The following is a 21494-nucleotide window of genomic DNA, read 5'->3' on the forward strand; positions in this document are numbered from 1 at the left end:
TCTCCCGTCGCATTCGCATCCGCATCTGATGTTGATGTTGAATCGGCATCTCCCGTCGCATTCGCATCTGCATCTGATGTTGACGTGGAATCCGCATCTCCCGTCGCATTCGCATCGGCATCTGATGTTGATGTTGAATCGGCATCTCCCGTCGCATTCGCATCTGCGTCTGATGTTGATGTTGAATCGGCATCTCCCGTCGCATTCGCATCTGCGTCTGATGTGGACGTGGAATCTGCGTCTCCCGTCGCATTCGCATCGGCATCTGATGTTGATGTTGAATCGGCATCTCCCGTCGCGGTCGCATCTGCATCTGATGTTGATGTTGAATCTGCATCTCCCGTCGCGGTCGCATCTGCATCTGATGTTGATGTTGAATCGGCATCTCCCGTCGCATTTGCATCTGATCTTGAATCTGCGTCTGATGTTGATGTTGAATCGGCATCTCCCGTCGCATTCGCATCTGCATCTGATGTTGATGTTGAATCTGCATCTGATGTGGACGTGGAATCGGCATCTCCCGTCGCAGTTGCATCCGCATCTGATGTGGACGTGGAATCTGCATCTCCCGTCGCATTCGCATCTGCGTCTGATGTTGATGTTGAATCGGCATCTCCTGTCGCAGTTGCATCTGCATCTGATGTGGACGTGGAATCGGCATCTCCCGTCGCATTTGCATCCGCATCTGATGTTGATGTTGAATCTGCATCTCCCGTCGCATTCGCATCTGCGTCTGATGTTGATGTTGAATCGGCATCTCCCGTCGCATTCGCATCTGCGTCTGATGTTGACGTGGAATCTGCGTCTCCTGTCGCATTCGCATCTGATCTTGAATCTGCGTCTGATGCGGACGTGGAATCTGCGTCTCCTGTCGCATTCGCATCTGATCTTGAATCTGCGTCTGATGTTGACGTGGAATCTGCATCTCCTGTCGCATTCGCATCTGCATCTGATGTTGACGTGGAATCTGCGTCTCCTGTCGCATTCGCATCTGATCTTGAATCTGCGTCTGATGTTGACGTGGAATCAGCATCTCCTGTCGCATTCGCATCCGCATCCGATGTTGACGTGGAATCGGCATCTCCTGTCGCATTCGCATCTGCATCTGATGTTGAATTTGCGTCTGATGTCGCATCTGCGTCTGAGGTTGAATTTGCATCTGATGTCGCATCGGCATCTGATGTTGAATCTGCGTCTGAGGTTGAGTCAGCATCTGATGTTGAATTTGCGTCTGATGTCGCATCTGCGTCTGAGGTTGAATTTGCATCTGATGTCGCATCGGCATCTGATGTTGAATCTGCATCTGAGGTTGAATTTGCATCTGATGTCGCATCTGCGTCTGAGGTGGCATCTGCATCTGATGTTGAATTTGCGTCTGATGTCGCATCTGCGTCTGAGGTTGAATTTGCATCTGACTTTGAATCTGCGTCTGACTTTGAATTTGCATCTGACTTTGAAGCTGCATCAGCTGTCGCAGTTGCATCGTTGCATATATCAATTATCCATGGCTTAAAAGCATTGCATCGTTTACAATTTTTCTCTAGATCTTCACATTTGCATCTACAAAATCTACATATACAATTACTCATCCAGAAACCTTCTTTCTCAATAAATAGTCAAGTTGAAAAAAATATATAACTTGACCCTATAGCATATGATTTTGTAAATGATTGATATAGGTTGTCTGACTATATCATCAATTTATTAGTCTAAAAAGAAAAAGACTGTTTTTAGGAGAATAACTAAGGTTTTATATATCAAGGGATAGTTAATTTGGATTTTTAGAAGAGCATATTGGGCTATAATTCTATCTCTTTTTTCTACATTTTCTATATCGCCATTCATATTATTTTCAAAGAGCTCAACCTTTCCGCCCCCAAGATACTTCCTAGACAGAATAAATGAAAATTGTAAGGTAAAGCTATGAATACTCTTATACCTCATCTTTTTCATATTCGAAAGTAGATGTATTTTGGACAAGGAGCTCAACCATATGGAACATAACTTCAGGAAATACTTCTCCTTATCACCTAACTCGCTGATGATGGCCATAATCTTAGCATTAGTGGGAGGATTTTTAGATGCTTATACGTATATCACTAGAGATGGAGTGTTTGCGACGGCACAAACGGGGAATACAGTATTGTTTGCGGTGAGGGCTGCCAGTACGGAATATAGTGGAGCCATCCAAAACATACCGCCTTTTGTAGCTTTTATCGCTGGGGTCTTAGCAGCAGAATATATAAAGGATAAACATACTAGCCACAGACGAGCTGTCCTACTATTAGAATTCTCGATTTTATTTATAGTCGGATGGTTACCTAACAGTGTACCTAATATGCTTATCACCATGTGTATTGCGTTTGTATCTTCCTTACAAATTGCTACCTTCAATAAATTAGATAAATGGAGCTATAATTCTACCATCACAACAGGAAATCTCCGGACTGCAGCGCAAGCTTCCTATGCTGCATTCGTCGGACATGATCCAGAATCCCGGAGAAAATTTATAGGTTTTACAGCTATCATTACCTCCTTTATCTGTGGTGCTTTAATCGGAACATTCTTTAGTACCTATCTCGGAAACACATCCATCTGGATAGCAGCTGGAATTATACTCATTACCGTGATTCTATATCACAGAAACGTAGAAAACACGAAAGCACCTCTTGAGAAAACATGATGCAACATTCTTTTAGACTCTTCCTAATAGGCATCGTCTATTGGCTGAAGGTCTTTTTCTTTTTTATCCAACACAGTTTGTCGCATAAAAAAAAGCTGCCTAAATGACAGCCTTATGTATACAATGTAATTTCAATAATCTAAGGTTGCTCTAATGCCTTATAAAAATTTAATTAAGAATGACATTTATCTTTCTAAAAGCAGATAATCTTTCGATTTAGCTATTGAAATATCATTTTTATAAGCAAAATCAAGCAAGTCTATATATACGTTTTCTGGTGCGAAATGAAAAATTCGAATGTTTATTCCTTTTCTAACTTGTATGACGGCACATTTAGAAGCCCAGCCAACTCGTTTAAACTTAATTCCATTGATTTGATTAGGGTCTATTACTTTTTTATAGAGGGGCCATCCAAAAAAGATGATTTGATACGTCAAATAACCTTCTTTTATCTCAAATATATATTTGATGAATAATGATCCAATAATGCATATAACAAGTACCATTTGAAGGTAAATTAGCCACTCAGGAATACCTTTCACTAGAATAGAATACACACTAAATGCCAATAATAGTAAAATTCCTCTTTGAGTTCTTGCAAGGTATACCAAGTAAATCCCTCCTCACCCACACATTTTAACATATATATCCGATTTATATATTGACCTATTTGCCTTGTTTGCGCGTAATGAACATCAATATCCTTGCGTTTTTTATCTTTGGAAAATGAATCTGCTTTATACATAGCGAAACACTTGTTCTTAAGGTAAAATATAACTACATTGATTACTTTTTGAAAATTGAAGATTTAGAGTTGTGACCGGAAATACACCTGGCACATAAAACTTTCGGGGAAAAAATCCATAAAGAAGGAAGTGTAAACGATGAATTTCGATATGGTTATGCAGGAACTAGAAGCCCTTGGCAAGGAACGAACGAAAAAAATATACATATCCAATGGTGCACACGAGCCTCTTTTTGGCGTGGCTACAGGTGCAATGAAGCCAATAGCTAAGAAAATTAAAATAAATCAACCTTTAGCTGAAGAGCTTTATGCTACAGGGAACTACGACGCCATGTACGTTGCAGGAATTATCGCTGATCCAAAAGGAATGACTGAGTCGGACTTTGATCGTTGGATCGATTCTGCCTATTTTTATATGCTGTCTGATTATGTGGTAGCCGTAACTTTAGCTGAAGCAGATATTGCACAAGAAGTTGCTGATAAATGGATTGCAAGTGGCGAAGAGCTGAGAATGTCAGCAGGCTGGAGTTGCTACTGTTGGCTTTTAGGAAATCGTAAAGACGATGAGTTTTCGGAAAGCAAGATTGCTAATATGCTTGAATTGGTGAAAAATACGATTCACGACTCACCAGAACGAACGAAATCTGCTATGAATAATTTTTTATATACTGTTGGTTTTTCATACTTACCACTTCATGAAAAAGCACTCGAAACTGCCAAAGAAGTAGGTCCAGTAGAAATCAAACGTGGCAATAAAAAAAGTAGTTTCGTAAACGCTTATGAAAGTATTCAAAAAGAAGTAGATAGAGGAAAGATTGGTTTCAAACGTAAATATGTAAGATGTTAAACATTCGAAGTATTTAGGACACTATACCATTATGAATAAGGGGAAATTGATATGACAAATCCACATACAGAGTTATCAATAGAACAACGTGAAGAACTTCTCAGTACCTTAAATACTCGTTTTGAGAAAAACATGAACCGCCATGAAGGTCTTGAATGGGCTAACGTACAAGCTAAGCTCGAAGCTAATACTAAAAAACTATGGTCGCTTAACAAAATGGAAGGAACCGGCGGCGAACCAGATGTTGTGGGATATGATGAAGAGTCAGACGAATACATTTTTTATGATTGTTCAGCAGAAAGCCCTAAAGGTCGCAGAAGTGTTTGTTACGACCTTGAAGCACTAGAATCAAGAAAAAAACACAAGCCCGAAAACAATGCTATAGATATGGCAACTGCCATGGGCATTGAACTTTTAACAAAAGAACAATACCGAGAGCTACAGCAACTTGGAAATTTCGATATGAAAACGTCGAGCTGGGTGCAAACACCTGCCAATATTAGAAATCTCGGCGGTGCCATCTTTTGTGATCGTCGCTACGATACGGTCTTTACGTACCATAATGGAGCAGACTCCTACTATGCTGCAAGAGGTTTTCGTGGTGCGCTGAGAGTTTAGTTTTTGGATAGACAGTTAAAAGAGCCTATCACATGAAGAAAGGCTTTACTTTCATTCTTTAAACATCGGATGCAATAGCTGAAAAAGCTGTCATTGAGGCAGCTTTTTCAGCTATAACTTTACTCTGTTTGTATAACAAAAAAAGAACTGACTTATATCAGTTCTCATCTTTATCTAAACCGGCCTTAAGATATACTTTTTATTACTTTTGCTGGATTCCCAGCTACTACTGTATTAGCAGGAACATCTTTCGTAACAACGGACCCAGCTGCCACAACGGAATTATCACCAATAGACACCCCAGCTAAGACTACAGAGCTACCACCAATCCAAACATCATTTCCAATATGTATCGGGATTGCGTAACCACTCTTGTTTCTATCCTTTGGCTCGATTGAATGACCAGCTGTATATAAGCCTACATTTGGACCAATCATGCAGTTGTTTCCGATTTTCACTTCTGCCATATCTAAAATCGTACAATTATAGCCCGCATAGAAATTGTCACCAACATGAATATTGTAACCTAAGTCACAATGAAAATTATGCTCAATACTTGGGTTTATTCCAACTTTCCCAAATAGTTCATTAATGATTTCTATTTTTTTATCGATTTCGTCAGGAGAAGAATAGTTATACTCCTGAACGAGCTTATGCGCAATCATATTTTGTAGCTTGAGTTCTTCCGTACCTCGTTCATAATAAATTTTTTTGTTTTCCTCCATATTCATACCCCTTTCTTAAGATGTTAAGAAGATAACATATAATTCATATTCCCAAAGATTCTACTAGAACTAGCACCGTTTGTACAACAAAAAAAAGCGACATATCTCCATTCTTTTGGGATACAGTTCATATTAGTAACACTTGCGAAATGATTGAATCTATACTTATGATATTAGAATTAAGTTACAATCTAACAAAATAGTTCCAAGTAAAAATGGAAAGGAGAGACCGACTATGTCCTCTTTTGTTGATAGCCCAAATGGTATTTTCCCTTCAGTTTGTTCACTAGACTGTCCGGATCAATGCGGGTTACTCCTACATAAAAAGAATGGAAAAATTGTTAAGGTCGAGGGTGATCCAAATCATCCAGTTACGAAAGGTTTTATCTGCAACAAAGTACGAAATATGACTGAACGAATCTATGATGAGAAACGATTAAAATATCCCATGAAGCGCATCGGTGCGAAAGGAGAAGGAAAATTTGCCCGAATAAGCTGGGAAGAAGCTATTGAAACGATTACTACCCGTTGGAAGTCGTTGTTACAAAACGATGGTGCCGAAAGTATTCTACCCTACAGCTTCTATGGAAATATGGGAAACCTTACTGCTGAAGGCATGGACCGTCGCTTCTTCAATCGATTAGGAGCTTCACGGCTTGATAGAGCTATCTGTAACTCAGCTGGCTCCATTGGTTATAACTATACAATGGGTGGCAGTTATGGCACCGACCCTGAGGATACCATCCACGCGAAGCTATTTATATTTTGGGGCATTAATGCGGTTAGTACCAACATGCATCAAGTCACTATTGCCCAACAAGCTCGGAAACAACATGGAGCTAAAATCATTGTTATTGATGTCCATAAAAATAAAACAGCTAAATTAGCAGATTGGTTTATTCCTATTTTACCAGGGACTGATACGGCTCTAGCTTTAGGGATTATGCATGTTTTATTTGCCGAGAACATGATTGATTCCTCATTTCTAGAGCAATTTACAATCGGGCATGAAGAGCTGCGTGAACATGTTGCACAGTATGACCCTACTACTGTTTCAAAAATTACTGGGATACCGGCGGAGGATATTGTTCAACTTGCTAGAATGTATGGAAAAACATCCCCATCGTTTATTCGAATTGGGAATGGTCCACAGCACCACGACAATGGCGGTATGTTCGTTAGAACGGTTTCTTGCCTTCCAGCTTTAACCGGACAGTGGCTAGTAAAAGGAGGCGGAGCGATTAAAGGAAACTCCTCCTACCTGTCTTACAATTCTCGTAATTTACAGCGACCTGATTTGTTAAAAAACAAAAAAACACGAGTAATTAATATGAACTTGCTTGGAGAAGCCTTGCTTACGTTAGAGCCACCTGTTAAATCGCTCTATGTATATGGAACTAATCCAGCCGTTGTTGCGCCAGCTGGCAATAAAGTTCGAGAAGGATTGAAAAAGCAAGACTTATTTACAGTTGTCCATGATTTATTTTTAACGGAAACAGCACTTTATGCAGACATTGTACTACCAGCGACATCTTCCTTTGAAAATACGGATTTTTACGCGTCATATTGGCATCACTATATTCAGCTTCAACAGCCTGTAATCGAGCCATTCGAGGAAGCAAAGTCAAACGTTGAGGTGTTTCGACTACTAGCGAAAGGAATGGGATTCACCGAAACAGCCTTTGATGATACAGAAGCAGAATTAATTAATCAATCGCTTGATTATCCTAGGAATCCTTATATTAAAGAAATAGATTACGAAACTTTGAGGGAACATCATTATGTTAAGGCGAAGGTACAATTTCCTGCCACCCTCTCAACCCCAAGTGGAAAAATCGAATTATATTCAGAAAAAATGAAAAGAGATGGACATCCTCCATTACCAACCTATATACCTTTGAAAAATGACTCTGATCATTCTTTTCAATTTATAGCAGCGCCTAATCATAACTTTTTAAATTCAACATTTGCGAATCAGGCGAAGCATACTAGACTTGAAAAAGAACCTGAAGTGTTTTTAAACGACAATGATGCCGATCAATTAGGACTAAAAAATGGAGAGCATGTTCGAGTTTGGAATGACCAAGGAGAATGCATACTTAAAGCGAATGTTGGCGACAGTGTTCTTCCAGGAGTCGCTGTTACCCAAGGTCTTTGGGGAGCAGACAAAGACACAAAGCAACTGGTTAACTCCCTTACTCCCGATCGTATCGCAGATATGGGCGGTGGAGCCACTTTCTTCTCAGGGAGAGTTTCCATCGAAAAAATAACTAGTGCCTAATACTAATACAAGTCAAAATGGGGCTGTCTCATAAGTTCCGAAAATAAAAACAGGTGTAGGAAAACAAATTGTTTTTCTACACCTGTTTTTATTATTTCATTTTTAATAAACAAATCTTTCAAAATAGGATTAAGATTAGTTAACAATCACTAGGATGATGACTAATAACAGTATGGGAATTCCAACAATCATTGATAATGTAGAGATTGCCATTTTTATTTTTTCATCCGTTTTAAGAATCTTAGCAAATATCTTGTATATCCCTATACCAAATACGCCACCTAATGTATTCAGTATGACATCATCTATATCTGTTGCACCTCTAGCAAAAATAAATTGCATAACCTCTATAAAAATACTTGAACCAATAATCAATAATATACATTTCGTTAAAGAGAGATTTTTACTGTGAACCAGGATGTAAATCCCGATTGGAATGAACATTAATACATTTCCCCAAATATTCATATCAACTAATCTATACTCACCAAATCCATTATCCACCATAATATATTCCTTAATAGAATGAAAAGGAATCATATTAATACTTCTTAGACTATCTCTGGAAAAAAATACGGTATCAACCAGTAAAAAAATATAAAACAGTAAAATAAGCCAATATATAATTCCTAAGCTTTTTTTCATATAAATGCCTTCTTTCTAATCTCACTACTATTATTTTCACAGAAAAATCTTAAGAATCTCGCATTATAAATCTTAAGTAAATATTAAGATTTTAATAATAGAAAGAGATGCCTTGTTGTTCTATCTTTTTCTTTTAGCTGCATAATAAAAAGGAACTTTGAATCACAGCCCCTTTTCGCATTAACCCCTTTTTATTCAAAAAGCTTTTTCTTATTATTAATTTCTTAATTTAACTCTTATTCCATCTTGATATGCGAAAATTTTGATCAGCCCTTGCACCCGTTCATTCGACGTGTAGTTATTCAAAAGTATCTCTATGTTCCAAAATAGTGTATATGTTATAATTAAGTGTAATATTACACTTTTAAATAAACAATAACGGAGAGTGTCTTCTATGAATTGGCTAGCAAATATCGGGATGGATTTATATATTTTGTATATACCTATTATAAGTATTATCGTATCAACCTATCTATCTAGTAAAATCAAGAAAGGCTGGATGGCACCTGCTTTAACGTTTCTTTTAGGCATCGCTTTATGTACTTTAGTGAATTTTGTTTTTGAATTATCTTCACACACGCCTGTGAGATTCAACTACATATTTACTCAAATGTCTTTAATGATAGGGGTTTCTTCGTTCTTCATTTCTAGTATTATCACTTTTGCTTTATATATTTTCAAGAACAGAAATAATTAACTAAAACAAAACAGAACTGATATTGTCAGTTCTGTTTTGTTTATTAATTTAAATAAATAGATTCAAATTCGAGTCGTCTGTTTTACCCAAATAAGTTGCTACGCCTGCTACTTCAACACCATCAATAAGTTCTTCTTCTTTAATTCCCATAACATCCATACTCATTGCACAAGCAACAAGATTAACGCCAGATTTCTTCGCGTTTTCTAATAATGTTTCAATATCATCCACATTTTTATTGTTCATTACTGATTTCATCATTTTTGTTCCCATGCCCATCATATTCATATTGGATAAAGGAAGCGCACTTGCACCTTTTGGCATCATCATTCCGAACATTTTTTCCATACCATCTTTTTTAATAGCAGGTGCATCTGCTTTTCGAAGAATATTTAAGCCCCAGAACGTGAAGAACATCGTTACTTTCTTACCCATTGCTGCTGCTCCACAAGCAATGATAAAAGAAGCCATAGCTTTATCAAGTTCACCACTGAACACAACAATCGTCGCACCATCTTTTACATTTGAAGCTTCAGATGTTGTTAGCGCATTTTCTTCTGTACCCTTTTGAATTTTAACCACTGCAGCATTTGATTCAAATGTTGAATCTAATAAAGTATTACCTGTTCTCAAGCACCATGTATCAATATCTTTCGCAAAGCCTGGATCAGTCGCTTTAATTTCTAGTACTTCTCCATCTTCTAAAGATTTCATACTCTCAGCCACTTTCATAATAGGTCCTGGGCATTGCAGACCACAAGCATCAACTGTGATGGTTGTCTTCAGGGCTTTTTTTTTAATAACTTCATTCGTCTCTTTTATATCTGATGTAGGACTCTGAACGATTGGTTGGCTATTAAAGACATTAGAATATGTTTTATAACCGCCATCAACATTAATAGCATGAATGCCATTTTGCTTGAGTATTTGAACAGCTAAATACCCTCTTAATCCTACTTGACAAGAAATATAGACCTTTTGATCTTTCGGGAATTCATGTATACGATCTCTTATTTCACCAAGTGAAATGTTAATAGATCCAGGAATATATCCCATTTCTCTTTCGATTGGCTCACGGACATCTACTAGTAAGCCTCCAGCATTCACAATATCGTTCACTTCATGCCATTGTACGGTTTCGACTGCCCCTTCCACAATATTAGAAGCTACATATCCAGCCATATTTACAGGATCTTTCGCTGAAGAATATGGCGGTGCATATGATAATTCTAAATCTGGTAAATCCATTACTGTTAAGTTACCTTTTATAGCCGTTGCAATGACATCAATTCGTTTATCTACACCATCTCTACCAACAGCTTGAGCACCAAAAATCTTGCCTGTTTTCTTATCAAAAATTAATTTTAAAGATACAGGTGTTGCTCCTGGGTAATAGCCCGCATGTGAATTTGGATGAATGTGAATTACCTCACAAGGTATTCCTACACGTTTAAGCGTTTTTTCATTATTACCTGTCGCAGCGACCGTTAGATTAAACACTTTTGCAATTGATGTTCCAAGTGTTCCTTGATAACGAACATCAAATCCATTAATATGATCTGCCACTAAACGACCTTGACGATTAGCAGGCCATGCAAGTGGAATCATTGTTGGTTGACCATTAATATAGTCAGTTACTTCGATAGCATCACCAATCGCATAGATTGACTCATCAGAAGTCATTAATCGATCATTTACTTTAATTGTGCCACGAATACCTAATTCTAAGTCGGCATCTTTAGCTAAACTATTTTCTGGTTGAACTCCAATGGCTAAAATAATCATATCTGTATTAATCGTTTTGCCACTACCTAGTACGACAGTTTTACCATCATTCTCAAAACGATTTACACCATCTTCAAGAATCAATTTCATACCTTTGTCTTCCATGTGTTGCTGAAGGATTGCGGCCATTTCGAAATCAACTGGTGCCATGATTTGATTACCTAATTCAATTAATGTTACATCCACACCACGTTCTTGAAGATTCTCTGCCATTTCAACACCAATAAAACCACCGCCAACAACAACAGCCGAAGCAGGCTTTTGATCATCAACATATTTCTTGATCCTATCAGTATCTGGAATATTTCGAAGCGTAAATAAATCCTTCGCCTCTTCAATACCAGGAATAGGTGGCTTAATAGGTTTTGCTCCAGGTGAAAGAACAAGTACATCATAAGACTCTTCGTATGTTTCACCACTTTGAGAATTCGTAACTGTAACACTTTTACGATCACGATTAATGGATACAACCTCACTATTATTTCGAATATCTAAATTAAATTTCTTTGACATGCCTTCAACCGTTTGAACTAGTAATGCTTCACGTCTTTGAATGACATTGCCTATATAATAAGGTAAGCCACAATTAGCAAATGAAATATGTTCACCACGTTCAAATAACACAATTTGGGCTTGTTCATCTAATCTACGTAATCTTGCTGCTGCAGTTGCGCCCCCCGCAACGCCACCAACAATAACAATTTTTTTACTCATAATGACTCCCTACTTTCAGTTTATTATGATTCATAACAGACATTTCAATACCTATACGGGCATTTAGATACCTGTAAGGGTATTATAAACTTACAGACGTTAAATATTCAAATGATAGTTTTTTCCAATTCGATTATTTATCCTTAGTAGTTAATGGTGAAAATCAAATCGTATTGATGCTCTTTTACTTATAGAAATGCCCGTATATTCTTTTTCTTATTAAGAGAAAATCTTTTCATTAAGCTGTTTTCGCATTGTTTATTGCTAGGAACAGATAGTAACGTATACCAATATTAGGTAAAACGAGTATCAGTAATGAAAATAAAAAATTTATTACTCTTTTCAAGGAGGTATTAGCCATAAAAAAAGTAGTGATAGCCATTGTGGTAATTCTTATAATAATGTACTTTCTTACAACAGCTTCTCCTTCTTAGAGACTCTTTCTGCTCCGATTTTGATAGTTCGCTAAACTCTTCGTACACACTACCTCAAAGCTCCCAACATTTAATACAAAAAGAAAACTGTCCAAACAGGAATGATCTCTCCTATTTTAGATAGTTTTTTTTATAAATATAAATCCTGGGTATTATATATGTAGAAAAGCAATAGAACTGGATTATATTTCATTTAATGGTATTAATATATAATTGTTTACATACCTAACGGGGTATAAAATAAGCTAGTCTTCAAGAAAAAGGTAATCAATCACATTATTTTTGTACATTAAAAATGAGGACGAATAATTATAATGGGGGATATGATGAAGAAACAATCTTATCAGTGGTTAAAGAATGGAATCTTATTAGGTTTCGTAGCTTTCGTAGCTGTACTTTTAGTTAAGCCATTAGGCATATCAACGCAATTCAGTACAACGGCTGGTATTTTGCATAGCGCAGTAGACCAGAGTGTTATTGTAGAAAGTAATCAAAACGCTAGTGGGTATGCTAGTGAAGTTGAATACTATGATCGTAAAGATGGTAAGATGGCAGGCGATATTAAAAAGCCATTAACATATAGTATGATTTTTGCAGGTGCAATGTTTTTAGGTGGATTTATTTCAAGCCGAATTCGCAAAACACCAAAAGAAGATAACGAAGAAATCGTATTACCAAAGCAATTATCGAATATAAGTAGCAAACATCAAATGAAAGTACGATTTTTAATTAGTTTTGTTGCAGGATTTATTGGTTTATTCGGTGCAAGGTTAGCAGGCGGATGTACAAGTGGACATATGATGAGTGGAATGATGCAAACAGCGTTAAGTGGATACTTATTTGCATTAGCTGTTTTCGCTTCAGCAATACCCCTTGCGGTAATATTGTATCGCCAAGTAGAAGGAGGTAAATAAGGAATGGATCTTATTCTAGGATTATTAATTGGTGGTTTATTCGGATTTACACTTCATTTTATAGGTGCAGCCAATCCAAAAAACATTTTGGGAATGCTTAGCTTAAAAAATCTACAATTAATGAAAACAATCTTGTTTGGTATTGGTCTTAGCTCCGTATTATTATTCCTTTCTACGAAGTTGGGAATCATTCCTGAAGCTCATCTTGATATCAAGACGGCTCATATCGGTGTCATTGTAGGAGGATTGATTTTCGGCTTAAGCTTTGGTTTAGCAGGATTCTGTCCGGGAACTTCTATAAGTGCGGCAGGTAGTGGAAGAAAAGACGCATGGGTGTACCTTGTTGGAGGATTATTAGGCGCGTTGACGCTTGCCTTATCTTTCTCATTCTTTAAGAATTTAGGTTGGTTTGAGCCATTATTTAATGGTAAAAGTACTTTATTTACTATTGTTTCAGATACAGAACCACTATTTACTTTATCTACTTCAGGTGGAGTTATTTTAGGAATGTTATTTATAGGTATCGCTTGGATTTTACCTGAAAAAGTATAATATATATTTGTACTGTAACCAGTAGTTATTTTAACTACTGGTTTTCTTTTTAACATAATCAAACTTGTTTATCTAAAACGCTTACCATTTGTTACATAAACTAAAGACTGCTTATCAGCAGTCTTTAGTTTAATCTCTTGCCCAAACTTATTGAATGAGACTTCATATCTCTCATTGAATTAGCTTTAAAATATCTTTAGGTTCCCTTAATACATAGTCAGCTTCTTCAAATCCTGTTTCTGTTTTGCTTCCCCATAAAGCTAGTGCGAACTTAACGCCAGCGCCTTTAGCACATTGTAAATCGTAAATAGAATCACCTATATAAATCACATGGTCTCTTTGAACATCTAGCTTTTCCATACAAGCAAGAAGAGGTTCTGGATGCGGTTTATGTTTCTCAGTATGAGAAGCCGTAATAATTTCAGCGAAATGGTCATGTAAGCCATACTGTTCAAATTCATCGGTCATCTCTTGATTTGTCTTAGACGTCACGATTCCTAGCTTTGTTTGCTTACTTACCAGTTGTTTAATGACCTCTTCCATTTGTTCAAACACCTTTACATCGTCCACAAATGCAAGCATCGCTTGTGACCAGATTGATAATATTCGGTCTATCTCTACTACATTTAGTCTTTTTAATGTTTCTTTACCTGGAATACCTAATGCAAATGTTAATTCTTCCTTGGCGTATTCCATGTTCAATTCTTCTTTAAGCGTACGTTGTAGAGATTTTAAAATGGCTTCCTCTGTATCAATAATCGTTCCATCTACGTCAAATATAATCGTTGTAAACATAATCCATTCCTCCTAGTCATCTAGCTGTGTTAATCAAACAGAATCTCTCTCCACAATGCGATAAGGTATTTTCACTTTGTCTCTCGATTTCTCTATCACTAAGCTACACGCTTGTTCACCGACTTTTGTTAGCTGGTGGTCAACGGTAGATAGTCCCAAACCAATCCCAATTGGTTGATTTTCTTGACCAATAATCGCTAAATCGGTTGGAATCTTCAGTTGTTGTGACTTAGCGTATAAATACATCCCACCAGCTACCTCATCCCCATTCGCATAAATGGCTGTTGGCCTTTCAGGTAGTTGTAAGAATTGCTTAGCTGCTTCATAGCCATCTTCTAAGCATTGGCAACCTGAAATGTGATAGTCAGGTGGAAGCTCTCCAAAAATCTCGTTATAAGCCGTAATCATTTGGTCTGTACTAAGACTCTCTCGTCGAACAGTTGTGAATGCTACCTTGCTATGCCCTTTGTTTTTTAATAATTGAAAGGCATCTATATACGAAGCATACCGATCAATATAGGAGCAACCAATTTCAGAATGATGCGTATATTCACAAGCCACGATGGAAGCATATTTACTATATGGAATGATTGTCTCCCAATCATTCGCTTTGGACGTAATAATGATGCCGTCAAACGGCTTGCTCTTTAACCTTTGCAAATGCTCTAGCTCTTTTTCTTTATTATATTTTGAAGGAAGTACCGTTATCGAAAAATCATGTTCTACAGCTTTATTCAAAATACCATTTAATAGCTGATCAAACGCTTGATTGTTGTTATAAGGGAGAATGACACCGATAGTTCTCGTTTCTCCTCGAATTAAATCAATCGCATTTTTATTTGGCGTATAATTCATTTCTTCAATGATTTTTAAGACAGCCTCTCGTTTCTCCTCCGCCACATACTTATAATTATTCAGGACTCTCGAAACTGTAGAGACGGATACACCGGCTAATCTAGCAATATCGTTAATATTTGTCATACAATGGCTCCTATATATGAAGTCTCGGAAACCTATGTACTCGCAGCCAATCGCTGAAATACTTTCATCAAGCTTTTGAGGTTTCCATTGTATGTCCATTTTACCGTAACACTCTGTTCTCCTACAATGAGTGTTGATGGTCCAACATCTCTCGTTTCTTCTTCAAACCATAAAGACTCTTCCACAGGTAGTGGTTTCTTGCCAACTACGTACAATCTCTTATTTGTTAACACCAAATCTCCAAAGTAAACATTGTGTGTTCCATCGAAGCTTTCCATTAGCCCTGAAAGGGTAGATAGTATATTTTCATCTGGTTGAAGGGCGATTTTTCTGTTCATTTTCTATTCCTCCTTGAGTTGAAAATTAGCTTACTTTTACTCTAATTTATGAAATCCATTTCAGGTCAAGAGAGAAAATAAACTTTTTTTAGGCATCTAGATAAGAAGCAGAAAAAGCTTGGCTATGTAGTAAAGATCTATATTCATCAACTTACCCCGATTGCTACAAAAAAAGACTGTCAAAATGACAGTCTCGATCTTCAATCTTTACAGTTATCAAAAAGAAAGTAATCAGTAAAATTAAGCAGATAATTTATGTGTTTCAGATGTAAATTGTAAATCTTTTTTCTTAAATAGATTTTTACGAATCCAAGGAATTACCCAGTAGTCTCCACCAAAGCGTCCTGCATTCGCACCTGCAACAAGAATAATGAATCCAAGTAAAATGAAAGTTGGATTAGTCGATACAGTTCCGCCTAAAACAAATGTAAAATTCATCAGTAATCCAAAGAATGCTGCTGCTGTAGTTAATGTTCCAAGAATAAGTCCTAAACCAATTAATAATTCTCCCCAAGGAACTAACACGTTAAAAATTTCTGCATTCGGAAGAGCGACATTTTCAATAAACGCATTATATAGTGGATACGCTACACTACCATCTGCTCCCTTTACTGGATTCTGTGCGATAAACCCCATAAAACCAGATGCATCAAAACCATCAGTTATTTTTCCAAATCCACTCTTGAACCATTGGAATCCAAGATATAATCTCAGTAATACAAGAATGCCAGACGCATACATATTACTCCTAAGCCAATTCATCATAAATAATTCCTCCTATGTATTAATGCATATATTTATATATCTAATATTGGATATATCATATTAGATGATATTAATACCAAACTATACCTACTATCTCGGTGAAGACTTTTAGCCTCTTTTATTTCTAAGCTTTAACTTACTTATTTTCACCCGATTATCATAATACAAACAATCACCTTCATTTACATACATTCAAGTTCAAACATTCACAAAGATTTACAGGTTTACATACACCTAAAAAGATCTTTAGGTGTTCAATTCTTTACCAGATAGGCCTTGCTTTAGGCATACTCTTTTCATCTTTATCAGTAACTATTGTTGATAAATCTTCTTTAAGCAATCTCATTCTGTCTTTTCCTATCTTTTCAATCAAACGTCCTTCAATATCAGATAAAATCAGATTTTTTTCGTTTACTACTAACCAACCTCGTTCGGCCAAAATAATCATTTTTCCCCTTTTGTCTGTAGGGTGAGGCTCACGCATGACATATCCACATTTCTCAAGATAATCTATCATTTTACTTACAGCTTGCTTAGTGATTCCTAAATGATTAGCTAGCTCTATACCTGTTGCTCCATTAGGAATAAGCGATGAAAAAAGATAACCATGTATAGGCCTAATATCATCAAATCCCTTTTCACTTAAACTTTTATGAAGTTCATCTATAGACGAATGTAAAGATAGTGCCAATAGTAGAGCAAGACTCTTTTCACTTTGATGATTCATTGGTCATAAACCTCCAAAAATAGTAAACTAAGTTGACCTTATTACAGTACCATTGTACTATTCGCAATGTAGTCAATCAAGTTGACTTTTATTTTTTGTGAAAAAAATATCCAAATATGTAGAAAACGTGAACTAGTTCAGAAACTATATAAATTTATGGTAATTATAAAAAGTCAAAAAACTAACTACTTTTCATTGCTAGTGAATAACATTTGGTTAAGTAAATACAAACAACGTAAGAATGAGCACCAGGAGGAAAAGAAAGTTTTATATCTATTAAGGCAATAAAACTCTATATTATTACCTCCTTGTCCAATCTATCTTTCTCTTATTCACATACTTTATAGCATAGAAATCAAGGAGGTGATATTATGTTTAAAATTATAGATTATCAAGCAACAGAACCAATTAGTATGGTTAACAATAATAACCCAATACCTATTGCTCATTCTCCACAACATAGTGTACTAGCAGCTATCAGTATATGTATACCTCGAAGAAATTCACACCATAATCACGTACAATTAATTGCAACATTAGGTCTTCGGGGATTAGTTGAAACATCACAAATTTTATTTAAAATCTTTCGCGATGGTCAAGAAATCTTTAGAGCTCAACAAGGAATAGAATCAGATCCTACGTCAGAAGTTAATTATATTGTGACATTCCAAGCCATTGATAAGAATGTAGGACGTGGACAACATCATTATCAAGTAACGGCTGAAAATATTACACCTGACACAGAAGCAGCGGTTGTAGGACCAATCTCATTTAGTGGTTTAGCAATAGCTTCTGATGACTGTGACGATTTTTAAAGTTTAAAGCAACCTTAGACTTCCACTAATCGCAAGGTCATGCAATACCCCTTTTTGTTAAGGGGTATTGTTTTTGAGTTATAGTGATTATCAATCTTACAGAAGTGTAATGTTGATGTAAGTATTTTCGATAAGAGATTTTGAGTTTTAAAATTATACTTCTTAAAGGATAGGAGGTATTTTTAATGAATTCAGAGTTAAATGTCCGGTTATTTAGAGCAGTAAATGATCTAGGGATAGAATATAGTTTCTTAAATCCAGTCTTTGTATTTCTTGCTGAATATATGGTTTATGTCTTGTTGATAGCTGTAATCTTATTTTGGTTCACACGAACAAATCGAAATAGAATCATGATTATAAGTGCTGGAATATCATTTATTCTTGCAGAAGTTCTTGGAAAACTAGCAGGTAAAATCCATTCCAATCAACAGCCGTTTGCTGAGTTAGAAAATGTAAACAAATTGATTGAAAAAACGGTAGGAAATTCATTTCCAAGTGATCACACTATTCTCTTTTTTGCGTTCTGTTTCACCTTCTTCTTATTCAATAAGAGATTTAAATACATATGGTTGATTCTAGCGTTCCTTGTAGCTATTTCTCGTATGTGGGTGGGGGTTCACTATCCATTTGATGTGACAGCTGGAGCAATCATTGCTATTATTTCAGCATTCATCTGTTACCAAATCGTACCGAGAAGTGTTGCTATTAAGAAATTGCTAGGATTTTATGAGAACTGCGAACAAAAAATAGTTCCGAGAAAAGATCAATCTAACAACTTTTAATGAGTACGATATTAAAAAACTCAAACTGATTCTATATGTATAGATTAGTTTGAGTTTTTATTTTCTAGCGAATTAGTTTGTTTTACACTATGCTCTTTTGTCATGATTTCTTCAACTCAATATAATACATCTGATTTATCAGACATCCTCTATTCCTTATTTCTCATTCACCTCTAACAAAAGAAATGACTTCTATCCTAAGGAATGATTGTCGAATTATGGTAAAGTAAACTAAACAGATTTCAAGAACGAGGAGAATGACATGAAAACCATTACAAATCTATCTAGAAAACCTTGGTTTCTTGGTACCCTTGTATTGCTATTTACAAGCTTTGTCATTTGGAACATTCCGATAGAAAAACGAAAATATGGTCTATCAACCAGTGCATTAACAACCGACTATACTGGACTTCTCCCTGAAAAAATTGAAAGAGTAGTCGAAGTACAAAATCAATATGAACTACAAAGAATTGTTAAAGAAGCAAATAAAAATAAGCAACATATTTCCATCGCAGGCTTGCAACATTCTCAAGGTGGTCATACCTATTATAAAGATGGGATTGTCCTTGATATGCGTGGATTTAATCGGATCTTAGAGGTTAATCCAAAAGAGAAAACCGTTCATGTAGAAAGTGGTGCTACTTGGGAAGATGTACAAAAAGCTATTAATCCCTATGGTTTAGCCTTGCAAGTTACTCAATCACAATCGATTTTTACAATTGGTGGTTCTCTTTCCGTGAATGCTCACGGTCGTGATATACGCTTCGGTCCGATGGCAAACACGGTTCGCGAGATGACGATATTAACTCCTACTGGAGACATTAAGCACATTACACGTAATTATCAAGAAGAGTGGATGAAATATATGTTTGGTGGATATGGCTTATTCGGTATTATTATTGACGTTACATTAGATTTAACAGATAACGAGGTATACACAATACATACGAAAAAACTTCGCACCGAACAATACGAAGACTATTTTCATCAAGTGCTAGATCAGCCAGATATCGCAATGCATTATGCAAGAATTAGCGTCGCTCCAAGTAGCTTCTTAGAAGAAATGTACGTAATTGATTATAAGAAAACGAAAAAAGCAAGTGCCACTACAAGTCTAAAAGGTGAGACAGGTACACGTGCAAGTAAATTAGCACTTGATATCGGAAGAAAAGGCGGAAAGTTTGAAGATTTCTTCTGGGAAACGCAAAAAGTGTATATAGACTCTCTTAATAATCACAATATAACTCGAAATAATGTAATGCGTTCAGAATCCACCTTCATGGAATTTACTAGACCAGGTAGAGTAGAAGTATTACAGGAGTTCTTCATCCCTGTTCATCAATATGAGGAATACATGCACGATTTACGAAAAATATTGCCACATGATGATCGAAACACTGACTTTAAAGTGCATAACATCACTGTGCGCTATGCTTCAAAAGATACACAAACTAGTCTTTCCTATGCGAAAGAAGATATGCTGGGACTCGTCGTACTCATCCAACATGGGTTACAGAAAGACGATATTGCTAACGCCCAATCACTTATCCAAAAATGGACAGACTTAACATTACAACATGGTGGTACATATTACTTACCTTATTATCCGTACCAAACGAAACAACAATTTGCTAAAGCCTATCCAAATTGGGAGCAGTTTCGTACTGAAAAACAAAAACGTGATCCGAATTCCGTTTTTGTAAATCAATTTTATGACCACTACATCAAGTAAAAGGAGCAAACATGAAAAACAAAGCAGCTCAATATATCCCTCTTGTGGTAACGGTAGGGCAAGTGGTTATTTTTCCTTACTATATACTATGGTTGAAAGACGTTTCGTTAAGCTATATGTTATTTGCTTGGATGTTTGCGGCATTCTCCTTTTCAGCAGCGTGGGGCTATCGAGTTTTTCAAACGACTAATAGAGCAAATCAATTCATGATTCCTTTCATCTATATAGGAATGGGGCTGGTCTACACAACAGTAGGAAGTGTGCCTTTCACTATCGAATTATTACCTTATATAGCTCTAGTACTACAAGTTATTCTTGGCTTTCTTCAAGGATGCTTTCGCGGTTGGCATGCCAAACAAGCAACCTATCACTTACATGTAACAAGCCATTATTTACTCGTAGGTATGATTATGATTGGATTATCATTTATAAGAGTCGTGTCTCCGGGATTTTTTCTAACTATATTTGGAATCATTCTATGCATTTGTGGAGTTTATCAGATTCGTAGAAAAAGGTCGTTCGAAAAGTGATTTTCGAACGACCTTTTGATAAGAAATAAAAGCATTTATTTTTTCTTTTATCTTGTAAACAAGGCATTAAGTTATTTCATCATTATTCAATGTATTCTATAACAAATTATAGTCTGACCTTAACCTCGGTACCATCCTTGGCTTTAATATCTACTAGCACGAGCCCTTTATAATTCTTCAATTCCTTGACGATAGGCTTTAACATTTCTTTGTCTATTTGTGGAAAGGTAAATTCCAGTTTCTTTCTTTCAAAGTACCCTTTTGTCCATTTGTTTAATTTTTGCTGGAATAATTCCGACGACAAAATGGAAACAGCTATGTGCAAACTAGCATATGGAATTGGTATGTTTAACCGAACGTCTTTTACTTTCACTTTTACACGAATCATA

At 36.3% G+C, this 21494-nt stretch carries 22 protein-coding genes; 12 read left to right on the forward strand and 10 right to left on the reverse strand.

Annotated elements, in window-relative coordinates; all coding sequences use genetic code 11:
- Both TX86_RS27495 and TX86_RS19710 read left to right on the forward strand, forming a co-directional pair.
- Positions 1-1638, forward strand: a 1638-nt coding sequence (locus tag TX86_RS27495) for a hypothetical protein (protein ID WP_439096861.1), incomplete at its 5' end; no start/stop codon positions are given.
- A 403-nt stretch (positions 1639-2041) separates the two neighbouring features.
- Positions 2042-2683 carry a YoaK family protein gene (locus tag TX86_RS19710; protein WP_230203691.1) on the forward strand — a complete coding sequence of 214 codons (642 nt, stop codon included), beginning with the start codon at positions 2042-2044 and terminating at the stop codon, positions 2681-2683.
- 185 nt (positions 2684-2868) lie between these two features.
- Here TX86_RS19710 and TX86_RS19715 read toward each other — a convergent pair whose 3' ends face one another.
- Positions 2869-3294, reverse strand: a complete 426-nt coding sequence (locus TX86_RS19715; protein WP_042351518.1) for a hypothetical protein — start codon at positions 3292-3294, stop codon at positions 2869-2871.
- A gap of 273 nt (positions 3295-3567) precedes the next feature.
- Between TX86_RS19715 and TX86_RS19720 the strand changes: the two genes are divergently transcribed.
- Positions 3568-4275, forward strand: coding sequence for a DNA alkylation repair protein (locus TX86_RS19720; RefSeq protein WP_042351519.1), 708 nt, complete (start codon positions 3568-3570; stop codon positions 4273-4275).
- Between the two features lie 51 nt (positions 4276-4326).
- Complete coding sequence (locus TX86_RS19725) at positions 4327-4893, forward strand: DUF4256 domain-containing protein (RefSeq protein ID WP_042351521.1); 567 nt, start codon at positions 4327-4329, stop codon at positions 4891-4893.
- Positions 4894-5078: 185 nt separating this feature from the next.
- On the opposite strand, the gene TX86_RS19730 is transcribed toward TX86_RS19725, so the two are convergent.
- A complete protein-coding gene (locus TX86_RS19730; protein ID WP_052343776.1) occupies positions 5079-5618 on the reverse strand; it encodes a DapH/DapD/GlmU-related protein in 540 nt (179 codons plus the stop codon).
- 235 nt (positions 5619-5853) lie between these two features.
- Between TX86_RS19730 and TX86_RS19735 the strand changes: the two genes are divergently transcribed.
- Complete coding sequence (locus TX86_RS19735; protein WP_042351524.1) at positions 5854-7899, forward strand: molybdopterin-containing oxidoreductase family protein; 2046 nt, start codon at positions 5854-5856, stop codon at positions 7897-7899.
- A gap of 135 nt (positions 7900-8034) precedes the next feature.
- Here the strand turns inward: TX86_RS19735 and TX86_RS19740 are convergent, their stop codons facing one another.
- Positions 8035-8544, reverse strand: coding sequence for a VanZ family protein (locus TX86_RS19740; RefSeq protein ID WP_042351526.1), 510 nt, complete (start codon positions 8542-8544; stop codon positions 8035-8037).
- Between the two features lie 394 nt (positions 8545-8938).
- Between TX86_RS19740 and TX86_RS19745 the strand changes: the two genes are divergently transcribed.
- Complete coding sequence (locus tag TX86_RS19745; protein WP_042351528.1) at positions 8939-9241, forward strand: hypothetical protein; 303 nt, start codon at positions 8939-8941, stop codon at positions 9239-9241.
- 48 nt (positions 9242-9289) lie between these two features.
- On the opposite strand, the gene cdr is transcribed toward TX86_RS19745, so the two are convergent.
- The gene (gene cdr, locus TX86_RS19750; RefSeq protein WP_042351529.1) at positions 9290-11740 is read right to left on the reverse strand and encodes a CoA-disulfide reductase; all 2451 of its coding nucleotides are present in this window, start codon (positions 11738-11740) and stop codon (positions 9290-9292) included.
- A gap of 757 nt (positions 11741-12497) precedes the next feature.
- Here cdr and TX86_RS19755 point away from each other — a divergent pair.
- Entirely contained in the window at positions 12498-13088 is a 591-nt protein-coding gene (locus tag TX86_RS19755) for a YeeE/YedE thiosulfate transporter family protein (RefSeq protein WP_230203692.1), read from the forward strand.
- A 3-nt stretch (positions 13089-13091) separates the two neighbouring features.
- On the forward strand, positions 13092-13640 hold the full coding sequence (locus TX86_RS19760) for a YeeE/YedE thiosulfate transporter family protein (RefSeq protein ID WP_042351533.1): 549 nt from the start codon (positions 13092-13094) through the stop codon (positions 13638-13640).
- 171 nt (positions 13641-13811) lie between these two features.
- Here TX86_RS19760 and TX86_RS19765 read toward each other — a convergent pair whose 3' ends face one another.
- The 5 genes from TX86_RS19765 to TX86_RS19785 all read right to left on the reverse strand — a co-directional run bounded on the left by TX86_RS19765 (position 13812) and on the right by TX86_RS19785 (position 17246).
- Entirely contained in the window at positions 13812-14435 is a 624-nt protein-coding gene (locus TX86_RS19765) for an HAD family hydrolase (protein ID WP_042351534.1), read from the reverse strand.
- 33 nt (positions 14436-14468) lie between these two features.
- Positions 14469-15416: a LacI family DNA-binding transcriptional regulator gene (locus TX86_RS19770; RefSeq protein WP_042351535.1), complete on the reverse strand. Its 948-nt coding sequence runs from the start codon at positions 15414-15416 to the stop codon at positions 14469-14471.
- Between the two features lie 32 nt (positions 15417-15448).
- Complete coding sequence (locus TX86_RS19775; RefSeq protein ID WP_042351537.1) at positions 15449-15754, reverse strand: PH domain-containing protein; 306 nt, start codon at positions 15752-15754, stop codon at positions 15449-15451.
- 240 nt (positions 15755-15994) lie between these two features.
- The gene (locus tag TX86_RS19780; protein WP_042351540.1) at positions 15995-16519 is read right to left on the reverse strand and encodes a DoxX family membrane protein; all 525 of its coding nucleotides are present in this window, start codon (positions 16517-16519) and stop codon (positions 15995-15997) included.
- A 262-nt stretch (positions 16520-16781) separates the two neighbouring features.
- On the reverse strand, positions 16782-17246 hold the full coding sequence (locus TX86_RS19785) for a MarR family winged helix-turn-helix transcriptional regulator (protein ID WP_042351541.1): 465 nt from the start codon (positions 17244-17246) through the stop codon (positions 16782-16784).
- Positions 17247-17617: 371 nt separating this feature from the next.
- Here TX86_RS19785 and TX86_RS19790 point away from each other — a divergent pair, with 371 nt between their 5' ends.
- The 4 genes from TX86_RS19790 to TX86_RS19805 all read left to right on the forward strand — a co-directional run bounded on the left by TX86_RS19790 (position 17618) and on the right by TX86_RS19805 (position 21105).
- Positions 17618-18061 (forward strand): hypothetical protein, encoded by a 444-nt coding sequence (locus TX86_RS19790; RefSeq protein WP_042351543.1) that lies wholly within the window; start codon positions 17618-17620, stop codon positions 18059-18061.
- 185 nt (positions 18062-18246) lie between these two features.
- Positions 18247-18843, forward strand: coding sequence for an undecaprenyl-diphosphatase (locus TX86_RS19795; protein WP_042351544.1), 597 nt, complete (start codon positions 18247-18249; stop codon positions 18841-18843).
- A gap of 262 nt (positions 18844-19105) precedes the next feature.
- Complete coding sequence (locus TX86_RS19800) at positions 19106-20575, forward strand: FAD-binding oxidoreductase (RefSeq protein WP_052343780.1); 1470 nt, start codon at positions 19106-19108, stop codon at positions 20573-20575.
- Positions 20576-20586: 11 nt separating this feature from the next.
- Entirely contained in the window at positions 20587-21105 is a 519-nt protein-coding gene (locus tag TX86_RS19805; RefSeq protein ID WP_042351546.1) for a hypothetical protein, read from the forward strand.
- A 106-nt stretch (positions 21106-21211) separates the two neighbouring features.
- On the opposite strand, the gene TX86_RS19810 is transcribed toward TX86_RS19805, so the two are convergent.
- Entirely contained in the window at positions 21212-21493 is a 282-nt protein-coding gene (locus TX86_RS19810; protein WP_042351548.1) for a hypothetical protein, read from the reverse strand.
- Between the last annotated feature and the right edge of the window lies 1 nt (position 21494).

This window comes from Bacillus massiliigorillae (assembly GCF_000380245.2).
Classification (GTDB): domain Bacteria; phylum Bacillota; class Bacilli; order Bacillales; family DSM-1321; genus Bacillus_AD; species Bacillus_AD massiliigorillae.